The organism is Brevibacillus sp. B_LB10_24 (assembly GCF_046036945.1).
GTDB lineage: Bacteria > Bacillota > Bacilli > Brevibacillales > Brevibacillaceae > Brevibacillus_C.
This window is the reverse complement of the sequence record NZ_JBJQOQ010000007.1, coordinates 11,531-32,209: the sequence shown is the minus strand read 5'-3', so window position 1 is coordinate 32,209 and position 20,679 is coordinate 11,531. Positions and strand designations below refer to the sequence as shown.

20 protein-coding genes are annotated in these 20,679 nt (G+C 50.7%); all 20 read left to right on the top strand.

The annotated features are described in order from the left end of the window. Positions 1-216 precede the first annotated feature (216 nt). Positions 217-1,077: a PHP domain-containing protein gene (locus ACI7RC_RS08755; protein ID WP_408107862.1), complete on the top strand. Its 861-nt coding sequence runs from the start codon at positions 217-219 to the stop codon at positions 1,075-1,077. Positions 1,078-1,104: 27 nt separating this feature from the next. Next, entirely contained in the window at positions 1,105-1,737 is a 633-nt protein-coding gene (locus ACI7RC_RS08750; protein ID WP_408107861.1) for an LbetaH domain-containing protein, read from the top strand. Positions 1,738-1,799: 62 nt separating this feature from the next. Next, on the top strand, positions 1,800-2,501 hold the full coding sequence (locus ACI7RC_RS08745) for a GntR family transcriptional regulator (protein WP_408107860.1): 702 nt from the start codon (positions 1,800-1,802) through the stop codon (positions 2,499-2,501). Positions 2,502-2,582: 81 nt separating this feature from the next. Then, the gene (gene phnG / locus ACI7RC_RS08740; RefSeq protein ID WP_408107859.1) at positions 2,583-3,008 is read left to right on the top strand and encodes a phosphonate C-P lyase system protein PhnG; all 426 of its coding nucleotides are present in this window, start codon (positions 2,583-2,585) and stop codon (positions 3,006-3,008) included. Between the two features lie 14 nt (positions 3,009-3,022). Beyond that, positions 3,023-3,619 carry a phosphonate C-P lyase system protein PhnH gene (gene phnH / locus ACI7RC_RS08735; protein WP_408107858.1) on the top strand — a complete coding sequence of 199 codons (597 nt, stop codon included), beginning with the start codon at positions 3,023-3,025 and terminating at the stop codon, positions 3,617-3,619. Next, entirely contained in the window at positions 3,620-4,744 is a 1,125-nt protein-coding gene (locus ACI7RC_RS08730) for a carbon-phosphorus lyase complex subunit PhnI (RefSeq protein ID WP_408107857.1), read from the top strand. A gap of 13 nt (positions 4,745-4,757) precedes the next feature. Then, entirely contained in the window at positions 4,758-5,615 is an 858-nt protein-coding gene (locus ACI7RC_RS08725; protein WP_408107856.1) for an alpha-D-ribose 1-methylphosphonate 5-phosphate C-P-lyase PhnJ, read from the top strand. Positions 5,616-5,633: 18 nt separating this feature from the next. Further along, a complete protein-coding gene (locus ACI7RC_RS08720; protein ID WP_408107855.1) occupies positions 5,634-6,479 on the top strand; it encodes an ATP-binding cassette domain-containing protein in 846 nt (281 codons plus the stop codon). 26 nt (positions 6,480-6,505) lie between these two features. After that, complete coding sequence (gene phnM / locus ACI7RC_RS08715; RefSeq protein WP_408107854.1) at positions 6,506-7,684, top strand: phosphonate metabolism protein PhnM; 1,179 nt, start codon at positions 6,506-6,508, stop codon at positions 7,682-7,684. Positions 7,685-7,698: 14 nt separating this feature from the next. Continuing rightward, on the top strand, positions 7,699-8,400 hold the full coding sequence (locus tag ACI7RC_RS08710; protein WP_408107853.1) for a phosphonate C-P lyase system protein PhnL: 702 nt from the start codon (positions 7,699-7,701) through the stop codon (positions 8,398-8,400). 144 nt (positions 8,401-8,544) lie between these two features. Continuing rightward, a complete protein-coding gene (locus ACI7RC_RS08705; protein ID WP_408107852.1) occupies positions 8,545-9,612 on the top strand; it encodes a PhnD/SsuA/transferrin family substrate-binding protein in 1,068 nt (355 codons plus the stop codon). Between the two features lie 13 nt (positions 9,613-9,625). After that, positions 9,626-10,414 (top strand): phosphonate ABC transporter ATP-binding protein, encoded by a 789-nt coding sequence (phnC, locus tag ACI7RC_RS08700; RefSeq protein WP_408107851.1) that lies wholly within the window; start codon positions 9,626-9,628, stop codon positions 10,412-10,414. Beyond that, the gene (locus ACI7RC_RS08695) at positions 10,404-11,189 is read left to right on the top strand and encodes a PhnE/PtxC family ABC transporter permease (protein WP_408107850.1); all 786 of its coding nucleotides are present in this window, start codon (positions 10,404-10,406) and stop codon (positions 11,187-11,189) included. Before phnC ends, ACI7RC_RS08695 begins: the two co-directional genes overlap by 11 nt. Continuing rightward, positions 11,190-12,062 carry a PhnE/PtxC family ABC transporter permease gene (locus ACI7RC_RS08690; protein ID WP_408107849.1) on the top strand — a complete coding sequence of 291 codons (873 nt, stop codon included), beginning with the start codon at positions 11,190-11,192 and terminating at the stop codon, positions 12,060-12,062. It begins immediately after the preceding gene. A 75-nt stretch (positions 12,063-12,137) separates the two neighbouring features. Further along, the gene (gene moaC / locus ACI7RC_RS08685) at positions 12,138-12,626 is read left to right on the top strand and encodes a cyclic pyranopterin monophosphate synthase MoaC (protein ID WP_408107848.1); all 489 of its coding nucleotides are present in this window, start codon (positions 12,138-12,140) and stop codon (positions 12,624-12,626) included. Between the two features lie 149 nt (positions 12,627-12,775). Continuing rightward, positions 12,776-14,119 (top strand): cytochrome P450, encoded by a 1,344-nt coding sequence (locus ACI7RC_RS08680; protein ID WP_408107847.1) that lies wholly within the window; start codon positions 12,776-12,778, stop codon positions 14,117-14,119. 217 nt (positions 14,120-14,336) lie between these two features. After that, positions 14,337-14,792: a MarR family winged helix-turn-helix transcriptional regulator gene (locus ACI7RC_RS08675; RefSeq protein WP_408107846.1), complete on the top strand. Its 456-nt coding sequence runs from the start codon at positions 14,337-14,339 to the stop codon at positions 14,790-14,792. Positions 14,793-14,794: 2 nt separating this feature from the next. Further along, positions 14,795-17,935 (top strand): efflux RND transporter permease subunit, encoded by a 3,141-nt coding sequence (locus ACI7RC_RS08670; RefSeq protein WP_408107845.1) that lies wholly within the window; start codon positions 14,795-14,797, stop codon positions 17,933-17,935. 12 nt (positions 17,936-17,947) lie between these two features. Then, a complete protein-coding gene (locus ACI7RC_RS08665; protein ID WP_408107844.1) occupies positions 17,948-19,192 on the top strand; it encodes an efflux RND transporter periplasmic adaptor subunit in 1,245 nt (414 codons plus the stop codon). Positions 19,193-19,353: 161 nt separating this feature from the next. Further along, a complete protein-coding gene (locus ACI7RC_RS08660; protein ID WP_408107843.1) occupies positions 19,354-20,523 on the top strand; it encodes a pyridoxal phosphate-dependent aminotransferase in 1,170 nt (389 codons plus the stop codon). Positions 20,524-20,679: the final 156 nt, after the last annotated feature.

Sequence of the window (20,679 nt, the reverse complement as noted above, 5' to 3'; positions counted from 1 at the left end):
TCCCTTGACGATATCACAAGTGGACGTGGACTGCCAGCCGGCAGACCAGAGCCTTGGCTGGAAAGCTTTCTCGTAAAGCGAGGTCTGTTTGTGAAATCGGCAGGGAAGACGATTACCTGTATTTTAACATTCCGTTTACAGTGCTTTAACCCTTGCAACTTGGCATCAAGTTAGACTGGGGGCGTGGTCATAAAGCGATGCTGAGGAGGTTCTCCCGTGAAAGTAGAGCTGCATTGTCATACGACTGTATCCGACGGTTCCTTTACGTTTGATGAAGTGCTGGATATGGCCTTGAAAGAAGACGTAGGCTGTTTGGCCGTCACGAACCACGATACGACCAAAGGCCTTGATGAAATGATGATCCTCGGAAAAGAACGCGGGATTGAAATCATCCCCGGAATTGAGGTATCGGCTTACGATTTTATCAGGAAGACGAGAGTTCATATTTTGGGTTACTTTATCGAACCGGGGCACTCCGCTCTAACGTCCTTATGCCGCCCGCTGCTCGACAAACGCCAGCAAGCAAGCCTGGCCATGATTCACAATCTGGTCGAAGCCGGATATACCATCACCTTGGAACAAGTCATGAAGTTTGCAGAAGGCGGCACTGGCATTTATAAACAACACATCATGCATGCGCTGATCGAACAAGGGTACACCACGGCCATTTACGGAGAGTTGTACAAAAAACTGTTCTCCCGCGGCCAGAATGGGGAGCAGCCAGGCATAGCCTTTATTCCGATGGAATACGTCGATGCAAAATCCGCTATTCAAGCAATCCGGGCGGCCGGAGGCGTTCCCGTTCTGGCACATCCCGGGCAGTACCATAATTTCGACGCTATACCGGAACTGGTGGAAAGCGGGCTTCAGGGCATCGAAGCATGGCATCCGCTGCACGGGCCCGATGACGAAGTGAAAGCTCAGGAGTACGCCATGGAATACGATTTGGTCGTAACGGGAGGTTCGGATTTTCACGGTTTTTATGGAGAAAAAGATGTATTGTTGGGCTCCAAAAGCCCAGGTATGGCCTGCGTCAACGAGTTAAAAGAGCGAAAAGAAATGCGGATCGGAAAATAACGGTACGTAAAAAGGAGCTGTTGCAGCATGCGGCATATACATCGGCCTGGAGCTCATACCAAGCTTTCAGCCGAACCGAGCATTCATGAAAGCACTCAGATGGAAAACAGCTTCGCCGGGGAATGGACTTCGATCGGTCCCCGCAACAAAATCGTTGAATCAAAGCTCGGCGATTACACTTATACAATGGATGACGTGACGATCAACTATACAGAGATTGGGAAATTTACCTCCATCGCTTCCCACGTTTGTATTAATCCTGTAAACCATCCGATGGACCGGGTGACTCAGCACCACATGACCTACCGCAGGGCCGCTTACGGTTTTGCCGGCACGGATGATGAAACGATTTTCAACTGGCGCCGTTCCAACCGGGTCACGATAGGCCATGATGTTTGGATCGGGCACGGGGCGATCGTGATGAAAGGAGTCGGCATAGGAACCGGGGCCGTCATCGCCTCGGGCGCAGTCGTGACGAAAGATGTTGAGCCTTATTCGGTTGTAGCGGGCGTTCCCGCCAAGCTTATAAAAGAAAGATTTCCCCGGGAGGTCGCCGATAAACTGCTGCAAATTGCCTGGTGGGAATGGCCGCGGGAGGTTTTGGAACAACGTTTTTACGAACTGAATGACATGGAAAGCTTTATCCGGAAATACAGCTGAATCTTCATCTGCTGAATCCCCCGTGCCTTGTTTCCAAGTGATCGTTTAGGAGGTTGGCTGAAATGTCTGAAGAGATGGATATCATGGATCACTTGATTACGGATATTCAGGCAGGCAAATACGATCCCGACGATAAGCTGCCGTCTGAGAACGAGCTTGCGGATCTGTTCCGTGTTCCCCGGATCACCGCCCGAAAAGCGTATGAAAGGCTTCAGGAGCTCGGCTACATCTATTCCAAACAAGGGAAAGGCAGCTTTGTCAAAGACCGGCATCAACGCATCCCCCTGTCGTTGTTCACAAGAGAAAGCTTCAGCAAAAAGATGTTGCAGCTGGGCTATCACTATCAATCGAAAAATATTTTTTGCGAGCCAATCGAATATAACAACAAAATTTATGAAGCACTCAGAGCGGAAGAGCGGGATCGGGTATTTAAAGTGGGAAGGCTGCGAATCATCGATCAAGTCCCGATCGCTGTCCATATTTCTTATGTGGCGGAAACGATGTTTGACGACATCGAACAAATCGGGAGCAAAATTACCTCGATGTTCGAATTTTACAGGGAAAGAGGATATACGGACCTCCGTTCCACACAAACTTTGCTGAGCGTTACTTTCCCTGCCAAATACGAGCGGGAACTGCTTGCGTGTTCGGGTTTGATCCCTTTGTTGGTTTTGGAATCCGAATGTGTGGATTACCGGAGCGGCCGTACGCTGGAGTACTCCAAAACGTTCTACCGCGGCGACTACTTTACCTATGTACTTTAACATGATCTTAACATCCGCTGGCCTGGCAACAAGATATCGTGGTTGTCGGAAGACGATCACAAGCGGGAAAGGAGGTTTGGCATGAAGCGGAAACAAAGAACGGAGATCCTGATTAACGGTTCTGCCGAGCTCGCAGCTGCATTAGCGCAAGAAATCGAGAACCGGTATCAAGTGACAACGATAGAGGAGCCGAATCATGGCTTGGTGATGGTAAAGGTAAGAGAAACTGCGCAAAAAAGCTTGTTTTATTTGGGCGAAGTATTCGTTACCGAATGCAAGGTTCAAATTGAAGGATGTATGGGGATTGGCATCTTGAAAGGCGACGAACCGGAGCGAGCCTACGATTTGGCAGTCATTGACGCGGCGTATGAAGCCGTGCTGAAGGAAACGGCTGCTTGGTCGGCATTGCTGCAGGCCGAAGCGGACCGAATCGCGAACGAGCGAAAAGCATTCGCAGCCAAAATACGAAGGACGAAAGTTGATTTTGAAACAATGGACACGGAATGAAAGGGGAGACAACAGTGAAGCTGGACCTGGTTCACGATATTCAAACTTCCTATAGAAAAGTGATAGATTCCATGTCGAGGCCGGGATTGATTTCCGATCTTTCCGCTGAGGCCGGCAAGCTGGACGGGGATGCTGGTTGTTTTCCTTCGACCATGATCATTGCCAGGATGCTTCTGGATACGGAGGTCACCTTCAAAGTGTTTTCCGAAAAGGAAGCCCGGGTTACTCATCTGTTCAACCAGCTGACTTACGCCAAAGCCGTGGAGGCGGAGCGTGCGGATTTTATTTTTGTTCTGCAGGATGCTGCATCGGATGATTTGCGGAACGCTCTCCAAAGGGCGAAGATCGGAGAGCTGGTCGATCCTCACCAATCAGCTACCGTCATCGTAGAAACGGAGGCGGTGTCGGGGGACAAGGCTTTACGGCTTACGGGTCCGGGCATTCACGCCGAAAGCTTTGTTCAAGTGAAGGCGAGTGCGGACTGGATCCACATACGGGAGGAAAAAAACGCCGAGTATCCGCGCGGAATCGATCTCATCTTCATCGACAAGAGCCATCGTCTCCTCTGTTTGGCAAGGACGACTCAGATACGGAAGGAGGAAGTCAGGTAAATGGGGTACGTAGCGGTGAAAGGCGGCACCTTTGCTATTGAGGAATCGTTGAAACGAATCCAATACGAGAGAGTAAAGCAAAGAAAAGTGCTGGACGTCGATAAGATCGAAAGCGGAATGAGAGGCTTGGTCGATCAAGTCATGTCGGAGAGCGGCCTCTACAGCGAAACGTTGGCGGCACTTGCGATCAAGCAAGCGGAAGGCAATCCGGAAGAGGCTGTTTTTCTTCTGAGAGCATACCGGTCCACTCTGCCCAGAAAGCATTACTCGAGAACAGTTGTTACCGAGCAGATGCTGGCAGAAAGAAGAATTTCAGCCAGCTTCAAAGATATTCCGGGCGGGCAAATCCTTGGAGCATCGACGGATTATAGCCATCGCTTGCTGGATTTTGACTTGATCGGTGAAACGGAAGCGGCGGTCAGCGAATGGCTGTACGAATTTGAACAGGAAGCCGGTGCTGGGGAGGAGACCCCTGATCAAGATATTGATTTAACCCGGTTGCCAAAAGTGTTGGATTATTTGAGAAAAGAAGGTCTATTAGCAAATTGTCCGGCAGATGAGCGGGAACCGGACGATGTGACGAGAAAGAGCCTGACGTTCCCGGCCAGCCGCAGCCAGAAGCTGCAAATTTTAACCCGTGGGCAGACGGGGGCTGTTACTTCGTTGGCGTATGCCGTGATCCGCGCATACGGTGCGATCCATCCTACCGTCGGCGAGCTGCGTGTGGGACAACTGCCCGTCTATATCGGCAATCCGCTGAAGCCATCCGAGGACGGGGACGAAGCTTACTACATGGGAGATATCAAAGTGACGGAAGTGGAAATGCTGATTCCGGCCACTGTGGAAAGAGAAAAAGGCAGAAAAGAGCTTGAGTTTGAGATCGGTTACGGACTCTGCTACGGACAAAATGAAACCAAAGCGATTGCCATGGGCATTTTGGACAAAACCCTCGAGAAAGGCGATCAGACCATACCTACCCAGAACGAGGAATTTGTTCTTTACCATATCGATTCAGTGGAGTCTACGGGGTTTATTTCTCACTTAAAAATGCCCCACTATGTCACCTTCCAATCGAAGCTGAACGATGTGCGCAAGACGAAGCAAGTTCAAAGCGAGAAAGCGTAAGGAGGTGTAACCTGTGCGAATCCAATATCATTTCGCTTTTTTTGACGAAGGCTCGAAAAGAGAAATCCGCAGAGCGACCTTGAAAGCAATCGCCATCCCCGGATACCAGGTACCTTTCGCCTCCAGAGAATTGCCGATTGGCCGGGGATGGGGAACCGGAGGGCTTCAGCTCACCTTGTCCCTGATCGGAAAAAAAGACGTGCTCAAGGTAATCGATCAAGGATCGGACGAATCCGTCAACGCTGTGAGCATTAAAAAATTGATTCAAAAAACGACGGGCGTGAAAACCGTAGAAGATACATCAGAAGCGACGCTTATTCAATCGAGGCACCGGATTCCGGAAATTCCGCTTAAGCCCGGCCAGATTCTCGTTCTGCAAGTGCCGCTTCCGGAACCTCTCCGCAAGTATGAAACCAGTGAGCGGGAAACCAAGAAGCTGCACGGGGAAAAGGAGTACAGCGGCGCATGGTTGATGCTGTTCGAACAAATCGTGAAATACAGAAACATGACGACCGGGGCCGACCATCCGGTTATGGTGCATGACAGGTACGTGATGGCGCCGAGTCCGATTCCGAAGTTCGACAACCCGAAGCTGGACAACTCCGAGGCGTTAATTTTGCTTGGCGCAGGCCGGGAAAAAAAGATTTATGCGGTTCCTCCCTATACCCGGGTCGTCTCGCTTGCGTTCGAAGACGTTCCTTTCCGGACGGAATCTTTCCAAGACAAGTCCTGCAAACTGTGTGGCGCCGAAGGGGTGTTTATGGACGAACTGTTCGATGCCGCTGCCGGCGTCACCTATTACCAGTGCAATGATACAAGCTATTGTTTTAGCCGGATGAACCGGAAATCGGCCGTTCTTATGCAGTACTAATAAAGAGGTGACGTAAAGATGGGTGAATCGGCAGCGCCGATCCTGACGATCAAAAACTTGAACAAGCAATTCGGCAGCGGATGCGATCAATGCGGAAGCCGGGCGGAACGGAAATTAGACAAAAATTACTGTCCGGTTTGCGGCACCGTATATTCGTGTCAGGACATATCGCTTGAACTGTATCCCGGTGAAGTTTTAGGCATAGTGGGCGAGAGCGGAAGCGGCAAGTCGACGTTGATGAGATGCATGTATTTTGATCAGGAGGTGACAAGCGGAGAAGCTTATCTCCAGGCCTATAAGGAAGGCAGGAGCAATCTGTTTCAGGAGTCGGCCCAGCAAAAAAGATATATCCGGAATCACTTGATGGGCAAAGTTTACCAAAATCCAGTGATGGGTTTGCGGATGCAGTTTACCTCGATCGGCAATATTGCGGAGAAGATGATCGCTGCCGGAAACCGAAATGTCGGGGCGATGGAGGCGAGGGGAAGAGAGCTGCTGGATCGGGTTACGATTCCCGTACACCGGATGAAGGAAGCGCCGAAAAACTTCTCCGGAGGCATGCAGCAGAGGGTTCAAATCGCCAAGGCGTTGTCCAACAACCCGCCGATTCTCTTGCTGGACGAAGTAACGACAGGACTCGATTTATCCGTACAAGCCAATGTACTCGATTTGATCAAGCATTTGCAACGGGAACTGAACATCAGCATCCTCCTTGTTTCACACGATCTCGGCGTGATCCGCATGCTTGCCGACCGGACAATGGTCATGCTGGACGGCAAAGTGGTCGAACAAGGCTTAACCGACCAAATCCTTGAAGACCCGCAGCATGCCTATACGCAGCAGTTGGTTCATTCTCTGCTCTAATCAAACCAACAGATGGAGGCAGTTGTATGTATCTGATAAAGAATGGACTCATTATAACGGAAGAGGCGATACTTGAAGGCTTCGATCTATTCATCCGGGAGGATCGGATCGAACGAATAGCGAGGCAGGGGGAGATCGAGCCCGACGAATGCATCGAGGTGATTGATGCGGCAGGCGCATACGTTTCCCCGGGATTCATCGACATTCATTCCGATTATATCGAGCATATGACGGCGCCAAGGCCCACCTCCCTGATGGATTTCCGCCTGGGCCTTCGGGAAGCCGAAAAAGAACTGATCTCCCACGGCATAACAACGATGTATCACTCACTGTCGATTTTTAAATCTCTCGATTATAAGTACAGGCCGATCCGTGAGCCGGAAAATGTGAGGAAATTGATTGATTTGATCGATCAGACTCATGACACCAAGCATTTGGTACGCCATCGGTTTCACGCGAGATTTGAGATCGACAATGTGGAGGAAGTCGATAATGTAAAAAAGTATATCTCCGACCGGAAGGTACACCTTGTCTCATTCATGGATCATACGCCGGGACAAGGGCAATACCGGGACCTGGAGGTTTACAGGAAAACGATCAAAGGGTATGAGCAAATCACTGACGAAAGCATCGATGAACTCATATTCAAGCATCAAACGAAACCGAAAATCACCGAGGCGGGGATCCGGGAGATCGCGATGCTGGCCCATGATCATCAGATACCGATTGCCTCCCATGACGACGATTCGATTGATAAGCTGGAGCTGGTGCAAAGCTTTGGGGCCGTCATTAGCGAATTTCCGATTACGCTGGACATTGCCAGGAAAGCAAAAGAAAAAGGGATGTATACCGTAGCGGGCGCGCCGAATGTGATTTTGGGAGGTTCGCACAACGGAAACTTGTCGGCTGCGGAAGCGGTCCAGCATCAGAGCATCGACATTCTGTGCAGCGATTACTATCCGGCCGCACTGCTTCATGCGGTATTTTATCTTGCGAAACATTGTCAGATGGACTTGGTTGAAATGTTCAAGCTCGTTTCACTGAATCCCGCAAGAGCGGTCAGCATCGATGAGGAAATCGGCTCCATCCGGGAAGGGAAAAAGGCTGACCTTCTCATCATTGAAAAGATCGAACCTGATTTCCCGGTCATCACGACGGTGTTTGTGGACGGAAAGCTGATACAGAAAACCAATTACAGGATTTGAGAAGGTGGAATTTTGTGGAAAACATACTGGCAATCGAGCATTTGTCCAAATCATTTACAATGCATCACGTAAACAAACATATCAAAGCGATAAATGACGTGAGCTTTTTCCTCAAGGAAGGCGAATTCATCGGTATTACCGGAAAAAGCGGCAGCGGAAAATCGACGGTTCTAAGGTGCATTTACCGGACGTATTTGCCGCAAAAAGGTCAGATTTTATACAATTCCAAAAAATTCGGGCCGATCGACCTTGCTCATGCCTCGGAGAGAACGATGATCGATTTGCGTAAGAATGAGATCGGCTATGTATCGCAATTCTTGAATGTCATGCCCAGGACGACAGCCAGGGAATTGGTCAAGCATGCGATTGTGGAGATGGGCCGCGAAGCTGAATTTGCCGACCGTGAAACGGAGAAGATGCTCGATCATTTCGAATTGGACCCCAGTTTATGGGACAGTTACCCGACCACGTTCTCAGGGGGTGAGAAGCTTCGTTTAAATATCGCAAGAGCGATGGTGAAGCGCCCGAGACTGCTGCTGCTGGACGAACCGACGGCAAGTCTCGATCATGCTTCAAAGATCAAAGTCAAGGTATTGATCGAGCAGTTGATGAAAGAAGGAACAACGATGCTCGGCATCTTCCACGATCTTGAATTCATGCAGAACCTGTGCAACCGGGAATACCGCATCCAGGATGGTCAATTTGTATCGAGGTAAATCGTTGTTATGTAAATCGTTATGATTTTTATCTTACATGAATTTAAAATTCGAGCAACAGTCCATTGATAATCCATTTGTATACTTAACTTGAATCGTCCATCATCCAGAAAAACCGATTTGAAATTGGAGAGGAGATTAAAAATGAAAAAAGCATTGGCCCTTTGTATGGCTTTATCTCTTGTAGCGGCAGTTACGGCTTGCAGTTCCAAATCGGCTGATTCCAACAACACGTCTGCCCCCGCAGCTTCGGCCCAAACGAAAGACACCATTACGATCGCATGGTATCCAAACGAATCGGGTGCGGATTTGCAAGATACGCGGGATGAAATTGGGAAAGTGATTGAGAAAGCAACGGGAAAGAAAGTAGAACATAAGACGACTACGGATTACATCATTGCAATCGAGTCCATAGCCAACGGGAACGCTGACCTGGCGTATATGGGAGCGCAAGGCTACGTTGAAGCGAACGCCAAAAACAAGGAGGTTCAACCTCTTATCGTAAACAGCGGCGAATCAGGTACTTTGGATGATGCGATTTACTACAGCTGGTTAAGTGTTCGTAAAGGAGAAGAGGATGCTTATAAAAATGGCGACGGCTTTTCCATCGACAACATTGCCGGTAAAAAATTCTCTTTCGTTTCCAACAGCTCCACCTCCGGATTTAAAGTGCCGTCTACCGGGATCGTAAGCTACTTCAGCAAACAAGATAAATATAAAAGCTTGACGGCGGATGATTTGCTTCAAGGCGGCAAAGACAAATTTTTCAGCGAGGTGCTGTTCGGAGGTTCGCACCAAGGCTCTGCGGCCAACCTGCTGATGGGCAAGGCGGATGTAGCTGCGTTCTGCGATAGCTGTGTGTCCAACTACGTGGAATTGGCATCCGGAACGGCCAATACACCTGGAGCGGTATACAAGGTAAAACAAGGCGCCGCTGAGCCGTTCAACACGCTGGTTGGGAAAGAATTTGCAGTCATTTCCGTAACGCCGGTTCTGAACGGACCTTTCGCCGTCAATCTGGGAACGGTTAGTGCAGAAGACATCCAGAAGCTTAGAGACGCTTTTACTTCTGATGAGGTAACGAAAAACCCGAAAATTTTCCTGCCGAAGGATTCCAAGGGATCTGCCATCTTCAAGCAGAAGACCGGCAAGGAACATTTCGTTACGGTAGAAGACGCTTGGTACAATCCGATCCGGGAATTGTCCAAATAAGCCAGGGGTTGCCATGACAACGTTACTGGAATGTAAACATGTATCCAAGAAATACGGTCACGGTACAAAGGCGTTATCAGAAGTTAGCTTCGCTGTGCAAGAAGGAGAATTTGTTTCGATCATCGGACCTTCGGGGGCGGGCAAGTCGACTCTCCTTCGATGCATAAACCGGATGATTGATGCGAGCAGCGGCGAGATTATATTCGATGGCGCCAATGTCTTGGATTTGCGGAAAAAAGAGTTAAAGAAGCTGCGCACGCGAATCGGCATGATTTTTCAACATTACAATTTGGTCAACCGTTTAAGCGTGATTGAAAACGTTCTGCACGGCCGGCTTGGTTATAAGTCCACGCTGGCCGGCGTTCTGGGCTTGTACACCGAGGAAGAAAAGCAGCAGGCTTACAGTATTTTGCAGATTCTCGGTTTGGAAGATCACATTTACAAAAGATGCGACCAGCTAAGCGGCGGACAAAAGCAGCGGGTTGGGATTGCCAGAGCCTTGGTCCAAAACCCGAAGATGCTGCTCTGCGATGAACCGATCGCTTCTTTGGACCCGAACGCCTCCAGGGTGATTATGGAGCATCTTAAAAATATTTCGTCCACGATGGGAATTACCGTGATCATCAATTTGCACCAAGTGGACGTGGCTTTGAAATATTCGGACCGAATTATCGGAGTCAATAAAGGAAGAGTCGTGTATGACGGAACACCTGATGGAGTCAAGACATATGAGCTCCAAAGCATCTATGGTCCCGATTTTGGGAAAACCACAGGTGAGCAGGGAGGACAACATGCAGGATGATTTCTTTGCGAAGAAAAGACGAAACTCGCTCATGTATTGCGCCGTGTTGATATTTTTGACTTGGGGTGCAATCATCGTGACGGATTATGATGTGATCAAAGGCTTTACCTCGATTCCGAAAGCGGCAGAATGGACCGTTACCAACTTTTATCCGAATGAGAAGGCCATGACAAAGCTGCCTGATATCTTGAAAACACTTGTTGAAACGGTGCTGGTATCCATTGCGGCAACAACGGTGGCTGCTTTGTTTGCTCTGCTGTGCGCGATTTTAGGTTCCAATACGACTGGAGTGAACGGCATATTCAGCTCATTTGCCAGAGGTATTGCAGCTTTGTTCCGAAACATCGATGTTGCAGCATGGTCCATGATATTGCTGTTTTCGTTTGGCCAAAACGTCTTAACGGGATATTTTGCGCTGTTTTTCGGGACGTTCGGTTTTTTGACAAGGGCTTTTATGGAATCGATTGACGAAGTAAGCCAAAGTTCCGTGGAAGCCTTAAGAGCTACGGGAGCCGGTTATTTTCCGATTATTTTTCAATCCGTCATTCCTGCGAGCATGCCTCAGCTTCTCAGCTGGATTTTGTTTATGGTAGAAACGAACATCCGCCATGCGACTCTCATCGGAATTTTGACAGGGACGGGAATCGGATTCTTGTTCAGCTTGTATTATAAAAGCTTGAATTACAGCTCAGCCAGCTTGGTAGTGATCGTCATCGTCGCGGCTATTTTGATTATCGAGTACATCTCAAATTATGTGAGGCGGGTGATCTTGTAAATGGATTGGAATGAATCGATCAGAGCCGTCAATGATAAAGCCGGGAACAAGGCTGGACAGATTCACAACAAACCGATCAGAACGAAGCCCTTCAATAAGGCTTCCTTCGTTATCCAAATCACCCTGTTCACGTTAATCGCTTTGACCTTGTACGGCTTCAGCAGCTTCGATTATAAAGACGTCCAACTTTTCGAAGCGGCTTATAACTCGCTTGTTACGGTCAAGACGATGTTTCTGGAGCCGCATTTTCAGCACTTTACGTTTGCCGGAGCTCTTAAGCAAGTCATCGTTACGCTCGGACTTGCGTTTCTGACGACATTGTTCGGCGCCGTTATCGCGTTGTTTCTAGGGCTTTTGGCTGCGCGAAACCTATCCTCAAACACAGTATCCGTGATGATAAAAGGAATCGTTGCTTTCATCAGGGGTGTTCCAACGGTTTTGTGGGTTTTGATTTTTGCGGTAGCTGCCGGTTTGGGGAGTGTTGCGGCTGTTATTAGTATGACCTTTCATTCTGTCGGATATTTGATTAAGGCTTTTTCCGAGTCTTTCGAGGAGCTAGACAAAGATGTGGTGGAAGCGCTCAAGGCAAGCGGCGCCAATTGGTGGCAGATTGTCTTCCAGGCCGTCATCCCGTCATCCATAACGTATATCATCTCTTGGACCTTCATGCGGTTTGAGATCAACTTTGCCGTTGCAGTCGCCATGGGAGCGGCGGCCGGTGCCGGCGGGATCGGGTTTGATATGTTTATGGCAAGCGCATTTTATTATGACGTGCGGGAAATTGGCGTGATTACGTATTTCATCTTAGCTTTTGCGATCGTCTTGGAAATTTTGGCTTCAAGAATGAAACGAAAACTAAGAGCAGCAGAATAAGTTTTTGCGTTGATTTTGTCCAGATACTCCGATAGGGTAAGAGTAAGTAGAAAATGGATCGGAGGACGGGCACAGATGAATCCAAAAGATGAATTGACCCATTTCAACCAGCAGCAGCGGGCGAGGATGGTAGATGTATCAGAAAAAGCGGTGACAGCACGGACGGCAGTTGCCCGAAGCCAGGTCACGATGAACCGGGAAACACTTAGGCGCATTCGCGAAGGCAGCGTCAGCAAAGGCGACGTATTGGCTGTCGCCCAGGTAGCGGGGGTCATGGCGGCAAAAAAGACGGCGGAGATCATCCCGATGTGCCACCCGCTGCCGCTTACGGGAATCGACATCCAATTCAGCTTTGAAGGCGAGGAGACGCTGGCTGTGGAAGCGACGGTGAAGACGACAGGGCAGACCGGCGTGGAGATGGAGGCGCTCACCTGTGCCAGCGCCGTAGTCTTGACTGTATACGACATGTGTAAAGCCATGGATAAAGCGATGGTGCTCGGCCCCACGTATCTGGTGAGCAAGACAGGCGGAAAGAGCGGCGACTACTACCGGGATCATCAATAGTCTATATACAAGGAAGGGCAAGCCCCAGTCCAGATTGGACTTTTTGGGGCTTGCTTTTTTTATTCGGCCGCGTGCTGAAACATTTTTACATGAAACGGGGAAAAGGTATAGATACTAGAGGAAGAAAAGCGAAAAAGGAGCGATTGTCGATGGTCAAAACATTGATTTCCGGACCGAAGGGGCTGCCTATCTCCGGCAACCTGTTGGAATTTCGCAAAGATCCGCTCGCTTTCCTGCAGCGGGCGGCGAAGGAGTACGGGGACGTGGCCCACATCCGTTTTGGCCCGAAACGTCATGTGTATCTAATCAACAACCCCGATTACATAAAAGAAGTTTTGATGACCAAACAGGCCAGTTTTCACAAGGCAAAGGGGCTGCAGACAGCGAAAGCGGTCGTCGGGGAGGGGATCTTGACCAGTGAGGGCAAGAAGCATCTGCGGCAGCGGCGGCTGATCCAGCCGGCCTTTCGCAAAGAACGCATCGCCTCTTATGGAGATGACATGGTCCAATTTGCCAAAAAGATGATCGATCTATGGCGGGACGGGGAGGAGCGGATGATCAGCCAGGATATGATGGAGCTCACCTTGGCGATCATTACGAATACCATGTTCGGCACAGATGTACATGAAAGCGTCAAGGAGATCGGACATGCGATTGAAGTGGGGCTTCATTACGTCAGCCGAAAAGCCAGTTCCATTCTCGACATCCCCCCTTCGGTGCCGACGAAGAGCAACCGCGAGTTTCAGCAGGCCAACGAAACTTTGGACAAAGCGATTTATAAGATAATAGAAGAAAGGCGCCGGGAAAACGCTGCCGACCGCCATGACCTTCTCTCCATGCTGCTTGCCGCCCGGGACGAAGAGGATGGAACAGGGATGAGCGACGAGCAGGTCAGAGACGAGGTGATGACCATCTTTATCGCCGGCCATGAGACGACGGCCAACACGCTGTCGTGGACCTGGTACCTTTTGTCCCAGCATCCGGAGGTAGAGCGCCGTTTGTGGGAAGAGCTTGACACGGTGCTGGAAGGCAGGCTTCCCACTGTAGAGGATATTCCGAAACTGACCTATACCAACAACATCGTCTGGGAGTCTCTGCGGCTGTATCCGGCTGCCTGGGCGATCAACCGCGAGGTCGTGGAACCGGTCCAGATCGGAGAGTATCAATTTGAACCCGGCGAGACGATCATGATGAGCCAATACGTCATGCACCGCAAGCCGGAGTATTTTGATCAGCCTGACCAATTTATCCCCGAACGCTTTGAGGGAGACCTGCTCAAGCGAATCCCACAGTTTGCCTTTTTCCCGTTTGGCGGGGGGCCGCGCATCTGCATCGGAAACAACTTCGCCCTGATGGAAGCGGCCCTCGTCATCGCGACCGTGGCACAGCGATTCCAGCTTCGGCTCGCTCCTGACCATCCGCCGGTTGAAACCGAGCCGCTGGTCACGCTGCGGCCGAAGAACGGCATCAGAATGCTGGTAAAACAGCGATAACCCTGTCAGCAAATGCAGTTCATCCGTGTGGTGAAACTGCATTTTATTTTTTTTGCCGAAAAGGGAAATTTTTTTTCCACTTGTTCGTAATACATTGTTAGATCACCGCCCTGCACGTCCTTACCTGCTTTATAAAAACGTAAGAATTTATTTCTTGTCTCGAAATATCTTCTGTGCCATAATATTTCATGTGCTGAAATAGTAGCGGAGGCAAGAGATGGATAAAATTGTGAAACTAAGCGAAACACTGAATCAGACGAACAAACTGTTTTTTGACATTTTGACGATCATTCTCGCGGATAGCGGATTAACCAGACTGCAGGTGTACGTGTTGAAAATGATCAAAGACTCCCCGCGTACGATCGGGGAGCTCAGCAAACTGACGGAGTTGCCCTACAGCACGACATCCGGCATCATCGACAGGTTAGAGCGGCAGCATCTCGTCGTCAGGCAAAAAGATGAGCATGACCGGCGTGTCGTGCGCGTCTATCTGGCGGATCGCCCTGAAGTGTTGGAGAAGAAGGTCCCGTTTTTAAGCGATGACTGTGTTCACCAACTGTTTGAAGGTATCACCGATGAGGATGCAATCAAGATCAGCGATGCTCTTGACATTCTCAATTCGTATTTAATAGCTAGACGAGACACATTGAAGGAGCAAAAAGGGAGTGAGTAGAGATGAACTTGTCTGACTTGTCGATCAGACGACCGGTCACCATCTTCATGCTGGCCATCGCCGTGCTGATGTTTGGCTTCGTTTCGCTGCCGCGATTGGCAGTAGAATTGATGCCGGAACTAAATCTGCCGGTCGCTGTCGTCGTCACCAGCGTAGAAGGGGGAGCCCCCGCTGAGGTAGAGAAGCTGGTGACGAAGCCGATAGAAGAAGCGCTAGGCAGCGTTTCTAACGTAGACAAAATCAATTCCGTCACAATGAGCGGAGCCTCGCAGGTCATCGTCCAATTTAATTGGGGAATCAACATGGACCAGGCGATGCTCGACATTCGGGATAAGATTGACCAGGTTCGGGGGGCCTTGCCTGATTCGGCAAAATCACCGCGAGTCCTGCGGTTCGACCCGAACAGCATGCCGATCGTGACGTTGGGTTTGACGGGTGACAGTGACACCGTCAAATTGAAATCGATCGCCGACAATACGATCAAATCGCGCTTGGAGCGCGTCGACGGCGTTGCCTCCGTCATGGTAACCGGGGGGAAAGACCGCCTGGTCGACGTGGTGCTCGACCCGTCGAAAATCGCCGCCTACGGTCTGACGATCGATCAGATTCAACAAGCGTTGGGGGCGACCAACCAGTCCGGTTCAGCCGGAGCGGTACGCCAGGGTGAGACAAAACTGAACATCCGCGTACAAGGGGAGTACCAGAGCGTCGATTCCATCGGAGATACGCCGATTCGCGTAGGTAACGGCAGTATCCGCTTGAAAGACGTCGCCCAGGTCAACGATACGTACAAGGAGGTCACCCAGGAAGCGTACCTGAATGGGGAATCGACTGTTGGTATCTCGGTCCTGAAGGCCTCTGGCGGAAACACCATCGAAGTGGTGGACGGGGTCAGAAAGGAACTGGCCCAGCTGGAAAAGGATCTGCCAGATGGACTGAAAGTCACGATGATCATGGATACATCGCAATTCATTAAAGACTCGATCTACACGTTGGCAGAACACGCTCTGTTCGGGGGATTGTTCGCGATCCTTATCCTGATGCTGTTCCTAAACAGCGTCCGGTCCGTCATCATCGTAGCCATTGTGATCCCCATCTCGATCATCGCAACCTTCTGTTTGATGTACTTTACCGGCGAGACCATCAACCTGATTACGCTGTCTGGTTTGACGCTCGGTTTGGGTTCACTCGTTGACTTTGCCGTCGTTATTTTGGAAAACATCTTCCGTCACCGCCAGGCGGGGAAAGGAATGCTCGAGTCGGCAAAACTCGGGGCCCGGGAAGTGGGCAATGCGGTCGCAGCCTCGGCTTTGGCACAGATTTGCGTCTTCTTGCCGATCGTGTTCGTCGACGGACTTGCAGCCCAGATCTTTAAGCCACTGGCGTTGACAGTCGTGTTCTCTCACATTGCCGCCTTCGTCGCTTCGATTACGCTGGTGCCGATGCTGTCTTCTTTGTGGCTCAAGAAGATCCCGGACCACGAAGAGGGGGAACACACGGCCAGATATCGGGGACTCAACCCGTTTAAATGGTTCAACATCGGTTTTAACAAGCTGGCGAGAGGATATGGACGCCTGTTGAAATGGGCGCTTGGACATAGAAAAACCGTGTTCGTTCTCACACTGGCGATGTTTGTCGGTGCCGTAGCGCTTGTCCCGTTCGTCGGAGCTGAATTTATCCCGGCACAGGACGAGGGACGAATCTCGGTTTCGGTTACCATGCCAAACGGCACGGTGCTGGAAGAGACTTCGGCAGTCGTGAAGGAGATAGAGGGATTTGCCCAAAAAATACCTGAATTGAAACTGTTGTATTCATCTTCCGGCAGCGGCGGTTCATTCATGTCAGCCACCGGCGGCAACTTGGGCAATATCAGCATCGAATTGGTTCCGAAGACGGAACGGCAACGTTCAACACTTGAGGTAGTGGAAGAACTGCGAAAACAGGTGGCCCACATCCCTGGAGCAAAAATCGTCGTCAAAGAGGACGATCAGGGAATGGGCGGCGGCGGCTCTCCTGTACAGGTCACTCTGCATGGTGATGACCTTGATGTGTTGAAGGACATCAGCAGCATCATCGAACAGGAGATCAAGTCTGTGCCGGGAACGCGTAACGTGTCCTCCTCATTCGATGACAGCGTCGAGGAGTTCCAGGTCGTTGTCGACCATGAAAAAGCGAGTTTGTACGGCTTGACGACGTCGCAAATCCTCTCCAATGTCCGCACGGCGTTCCAGGGGTCAACGATGACGAAATACCGTACGGGCGATGATGAAATTGACGTCAGGGTAACGATGCCAAAAGATTACCAGGAAGAGCGCAATTACCTGGATCGCCTGCGGATTACGACCGCGAGCGGCGCACAAATTCCGCTGTCTTCGGTCGCCTCGATCAAGCGCGAAGAGGTACCGCAGAAGATCAACCGATCCAACCAATCGCGCGAAGTCACGATCAGCAGCGATATTGCCGGTCGAGATCTGAACTCTGTCGTGCGTGACGTTACGATGAAGCTTGGCAAAATCAACCTGCCGGACGGGTACAGCATCCAGTTTGGCGGTCAATCGGAAGACATGGCCAAGTCGTTTATCAGCCTGTTCTTCGCCATCATCATGTCGATTGCCTTGATTTACATGGTCATGGCCGGGCAGTTCGAATCGCTGTACAGTCCGTTTATCATCATGTTCTCGATCCCGCCGACCCTGATCGGTGTGGTAGTCGGGTTGTTCCTTACCGGTACTTCGCTCAGCGTAACGGCTCTGATCGGGTACATTCTGCTCGTCGGGATCGTCGTCAACAATGCGATTGTTCTGATCGACTACGTCAACAACCTGCGCAAAAAGGGCTTCGAACTGAAAGAGGCGATTTTGCAGGCCGGGCCGCTTCGTTTGCGCCCGATTCTGATGACATCGCTGGCGACCATTTTGGCGATCCTGCCGATGGCTTTCGGCGGAGGGTCCGGAAACGAATCGCAGGCTCCCATGGCGATTGTCGTCGCCTTTGGTCTCAGCTTCTCGACGCTGATCACCCTTGTGCTGGTACCGGTGGTTTACACGTGGTTTGACGACTGGGGGAAAAAGCTGCGTTCGTTCCGACTGCGCAGACGTAAGAAAGCCGATTCGCCCGCTGCTATCGGGTCGAATGTGGAATAGGAGGAGAAACGTATGAAGCGAAATAGATTTCGTCTAGGCTTTTTGCTTGCGATGTCACTTGGGATGGTCATCGCGGGCTGCTCGCCCAGCGGCGGAGCGCCTGAAGCCGAACAACCAGAGGCGCCTACTCCCGTTCAAGTAGAAACCGTCGATACCGGTACAGTAAATGACCAGGCGGGTTTTGTCGGTAAGCTGGCTCCGAATGAAATGGTAAATGTATCGCCCAAGGTGGGCGGCAAAATCCAGTCGCTCCCGGTAAAGCTGGGTCAAAAGGTGAACAAAGGAGAGGTTCTCTTCACCCTGGATAAGACTGATCTGTCCAACAGCGTCAAACAGGCGGAAGCAGGGTATAAACTGGCTGCGGCCAACTTGGCGCAAAGCGGATCAAGCAGCTCGCAGGGGCTGACTCAGGCGGAAAACGGTTTGAAGCAGTCGGAGCAGGCACTGGCTGACGCCAAACTGAACTACCAGCGGATGAACGAGTTGTTCCAACAGGGTGCGATTCCGAAACAGCAGATGGAACAAGCGGAGACGGCTTTGACGAACGCCCAGACCGCCTACAACAATGCCGTAAGCAACCTGGAAAGCGCCAAGAAGATGACCTCGGTAGGCGTCTCGCAAGCTTCTGTAGACCAGGCGCGGGTAACTTTGGAAAATGCCAGGGAACAGCTGGCTAACGCCACCGTATCCGCCCCGATCTCCGGGTATGTGTCTGCTGTCAATGCGGCAGTGGGAGAAATGGCTTCTCCCCAAGCGCCGACAGTTGTGCTAGTCGATACGGATCCGCTGAAGGTAAAAGTAAATCTGGCGGAATCGGAAATCAATCATGTCAAAGTGGGAACGAAGGCAACCGTCCAGGTAACGGCTTTATCAAAAGAGGTGACAGGTCAGGTAACGGCTGTCAGCCCGGTAATGGATCAGCAATTGAAAGCTTACCCGATCGAGATTTCGATTGCGAACCCAGATAACCAGTTAAAGGCGGACATGGTGGTCAACGTCAGCCTGGAGAACGTCGCAGGCCAAAACGCCGATACGCTTGTCGTTTCCCGCAAGGCCGTCATCGAGTCTGAAGGCAAGATGTTTGTCTACAAAGTGAATGGCGATACCGTTCAAAAAGTGGAAGTCCAGACCGGGACTGAAAACAGCGATCGGATTGAGATCAAGAGCGGCCTCGCAAAAGGCGACCAGATCGTCGTTCGCGGCCAAACGCTGCTGAAAGACGGTTCAAAAATTCAGATCCAAACGGCTAGTAACTAATTCCCTTTTAGACAGCCTCCCGCAGAAAAGAATTGACAGCAAAAAACGGGGTAGCTACTATTAAAAACAAGGTTGCGCTCTGAAAGCGAAACAACCCCTTCTTCCAAAAGAAGAAGGGGTCTTTATATCATCATTCAACGTGACGAAAGGAAGGGCCGCTTATGCGTATTCAACCGGCTGCCATGATGGATCGTTTACCTACACAGTTTTTTTCATCACTCGTGGCAAAAGTCAGCAATATCGTCGCACAAGGACACGATGTGATCAATTTGGGCCAAGGAAATCCCGATTTGCCGACACCGCCCCATATCGTGGAAGAACTTCAGCGGCAGGCGGCAGATCCTGTTCACCATAAATACCCCCTGTTTCAGGGCATGCTTGAATTAAAGGCGGCTGTAGCTCATTGGTACAAACAAGAGTTTGACGTTGATCTCGACCCGGAAGAAGAAGTGGCTATCCTGTTTGGCAGCAAAACAGGACTTGTCGAAATATGTCAGGTTCTGTTGGATCCGGGAGACGTCGCACTGGTACCCGATCCCGGCTATCCGGATTATTGGTCAGGTGTGGCGATCAGCGGCGGACGGATGGCCATGATGCCGCTTCGCCAGGAAAACGACTTTCTGCCAGACTTTAGGGAACTGTCGGCAGAGGATTTGGCAAAAGCAAAGCTGATGTTCCTAAACTATCCGAATAATCCTACGGCAGTCAATGCGCCGTTTTCGTTTTTTGAAGAGGCGATCCGGTTTGCCAAGCGTCATGAGATCGTTATCTGTCATGACTTCGCCTACGGGGCCATCAGTTTTGATGGAAAGAAACCCGTCAGCTTCATGCAGGTTCCCGGGGCGAAAGAGGTAGGCGTCGAATTTTACACCTTGTCCAAGACGTACAACATGGCCGGATGGCGAGTAGGTGCGATGGTGGGAAACCGGGAGTTGGTTCGCCTGATCAATGTGATTCAGGACCATTATTTCTGCAGCCTGTTTGGCGCGGTGCAGATGGCCGCAGCCAAGGCTTTAACCGGTCCCCAAGACAGCGTACGCGAACTGGTCGCCGTTTACGAACGGCGGCGAAATGCCCTGTTTGGCGCGTTGGAGGAAAGCGGCTGGAAGGCCAAGATGTCCCAGGGTTCCTTTTTCGTTTGGCTGCCCACGCCGGGCGGGATGGATTCTGCTTCGTTTGCTGACCTGCTTTTGGAGAAAGCACATGTGGTCATGGCGCCAGGTGTCGGATTTGGTCCGACCGGGGAAGGGTTCGTCCGGGCGGCTCTCCTGACATCGGAGGAGCGCCTGCAGGAAGCCGTGCAGCGCATCGCCAAACTGAAACTGTTTTAAGAGCAAGCGGAAACGGCGCAATAACCATCCGGGAAGATGCTTTGACAGCTTTCCGGACGGAATTTTTTGTTTCGCCGTACAAAGGTGAACTCCGGTCATGTTTCACACAGCCGCTAAAAAATGTTTCACGTGAAAAAATACAGTCTATTCAAACAA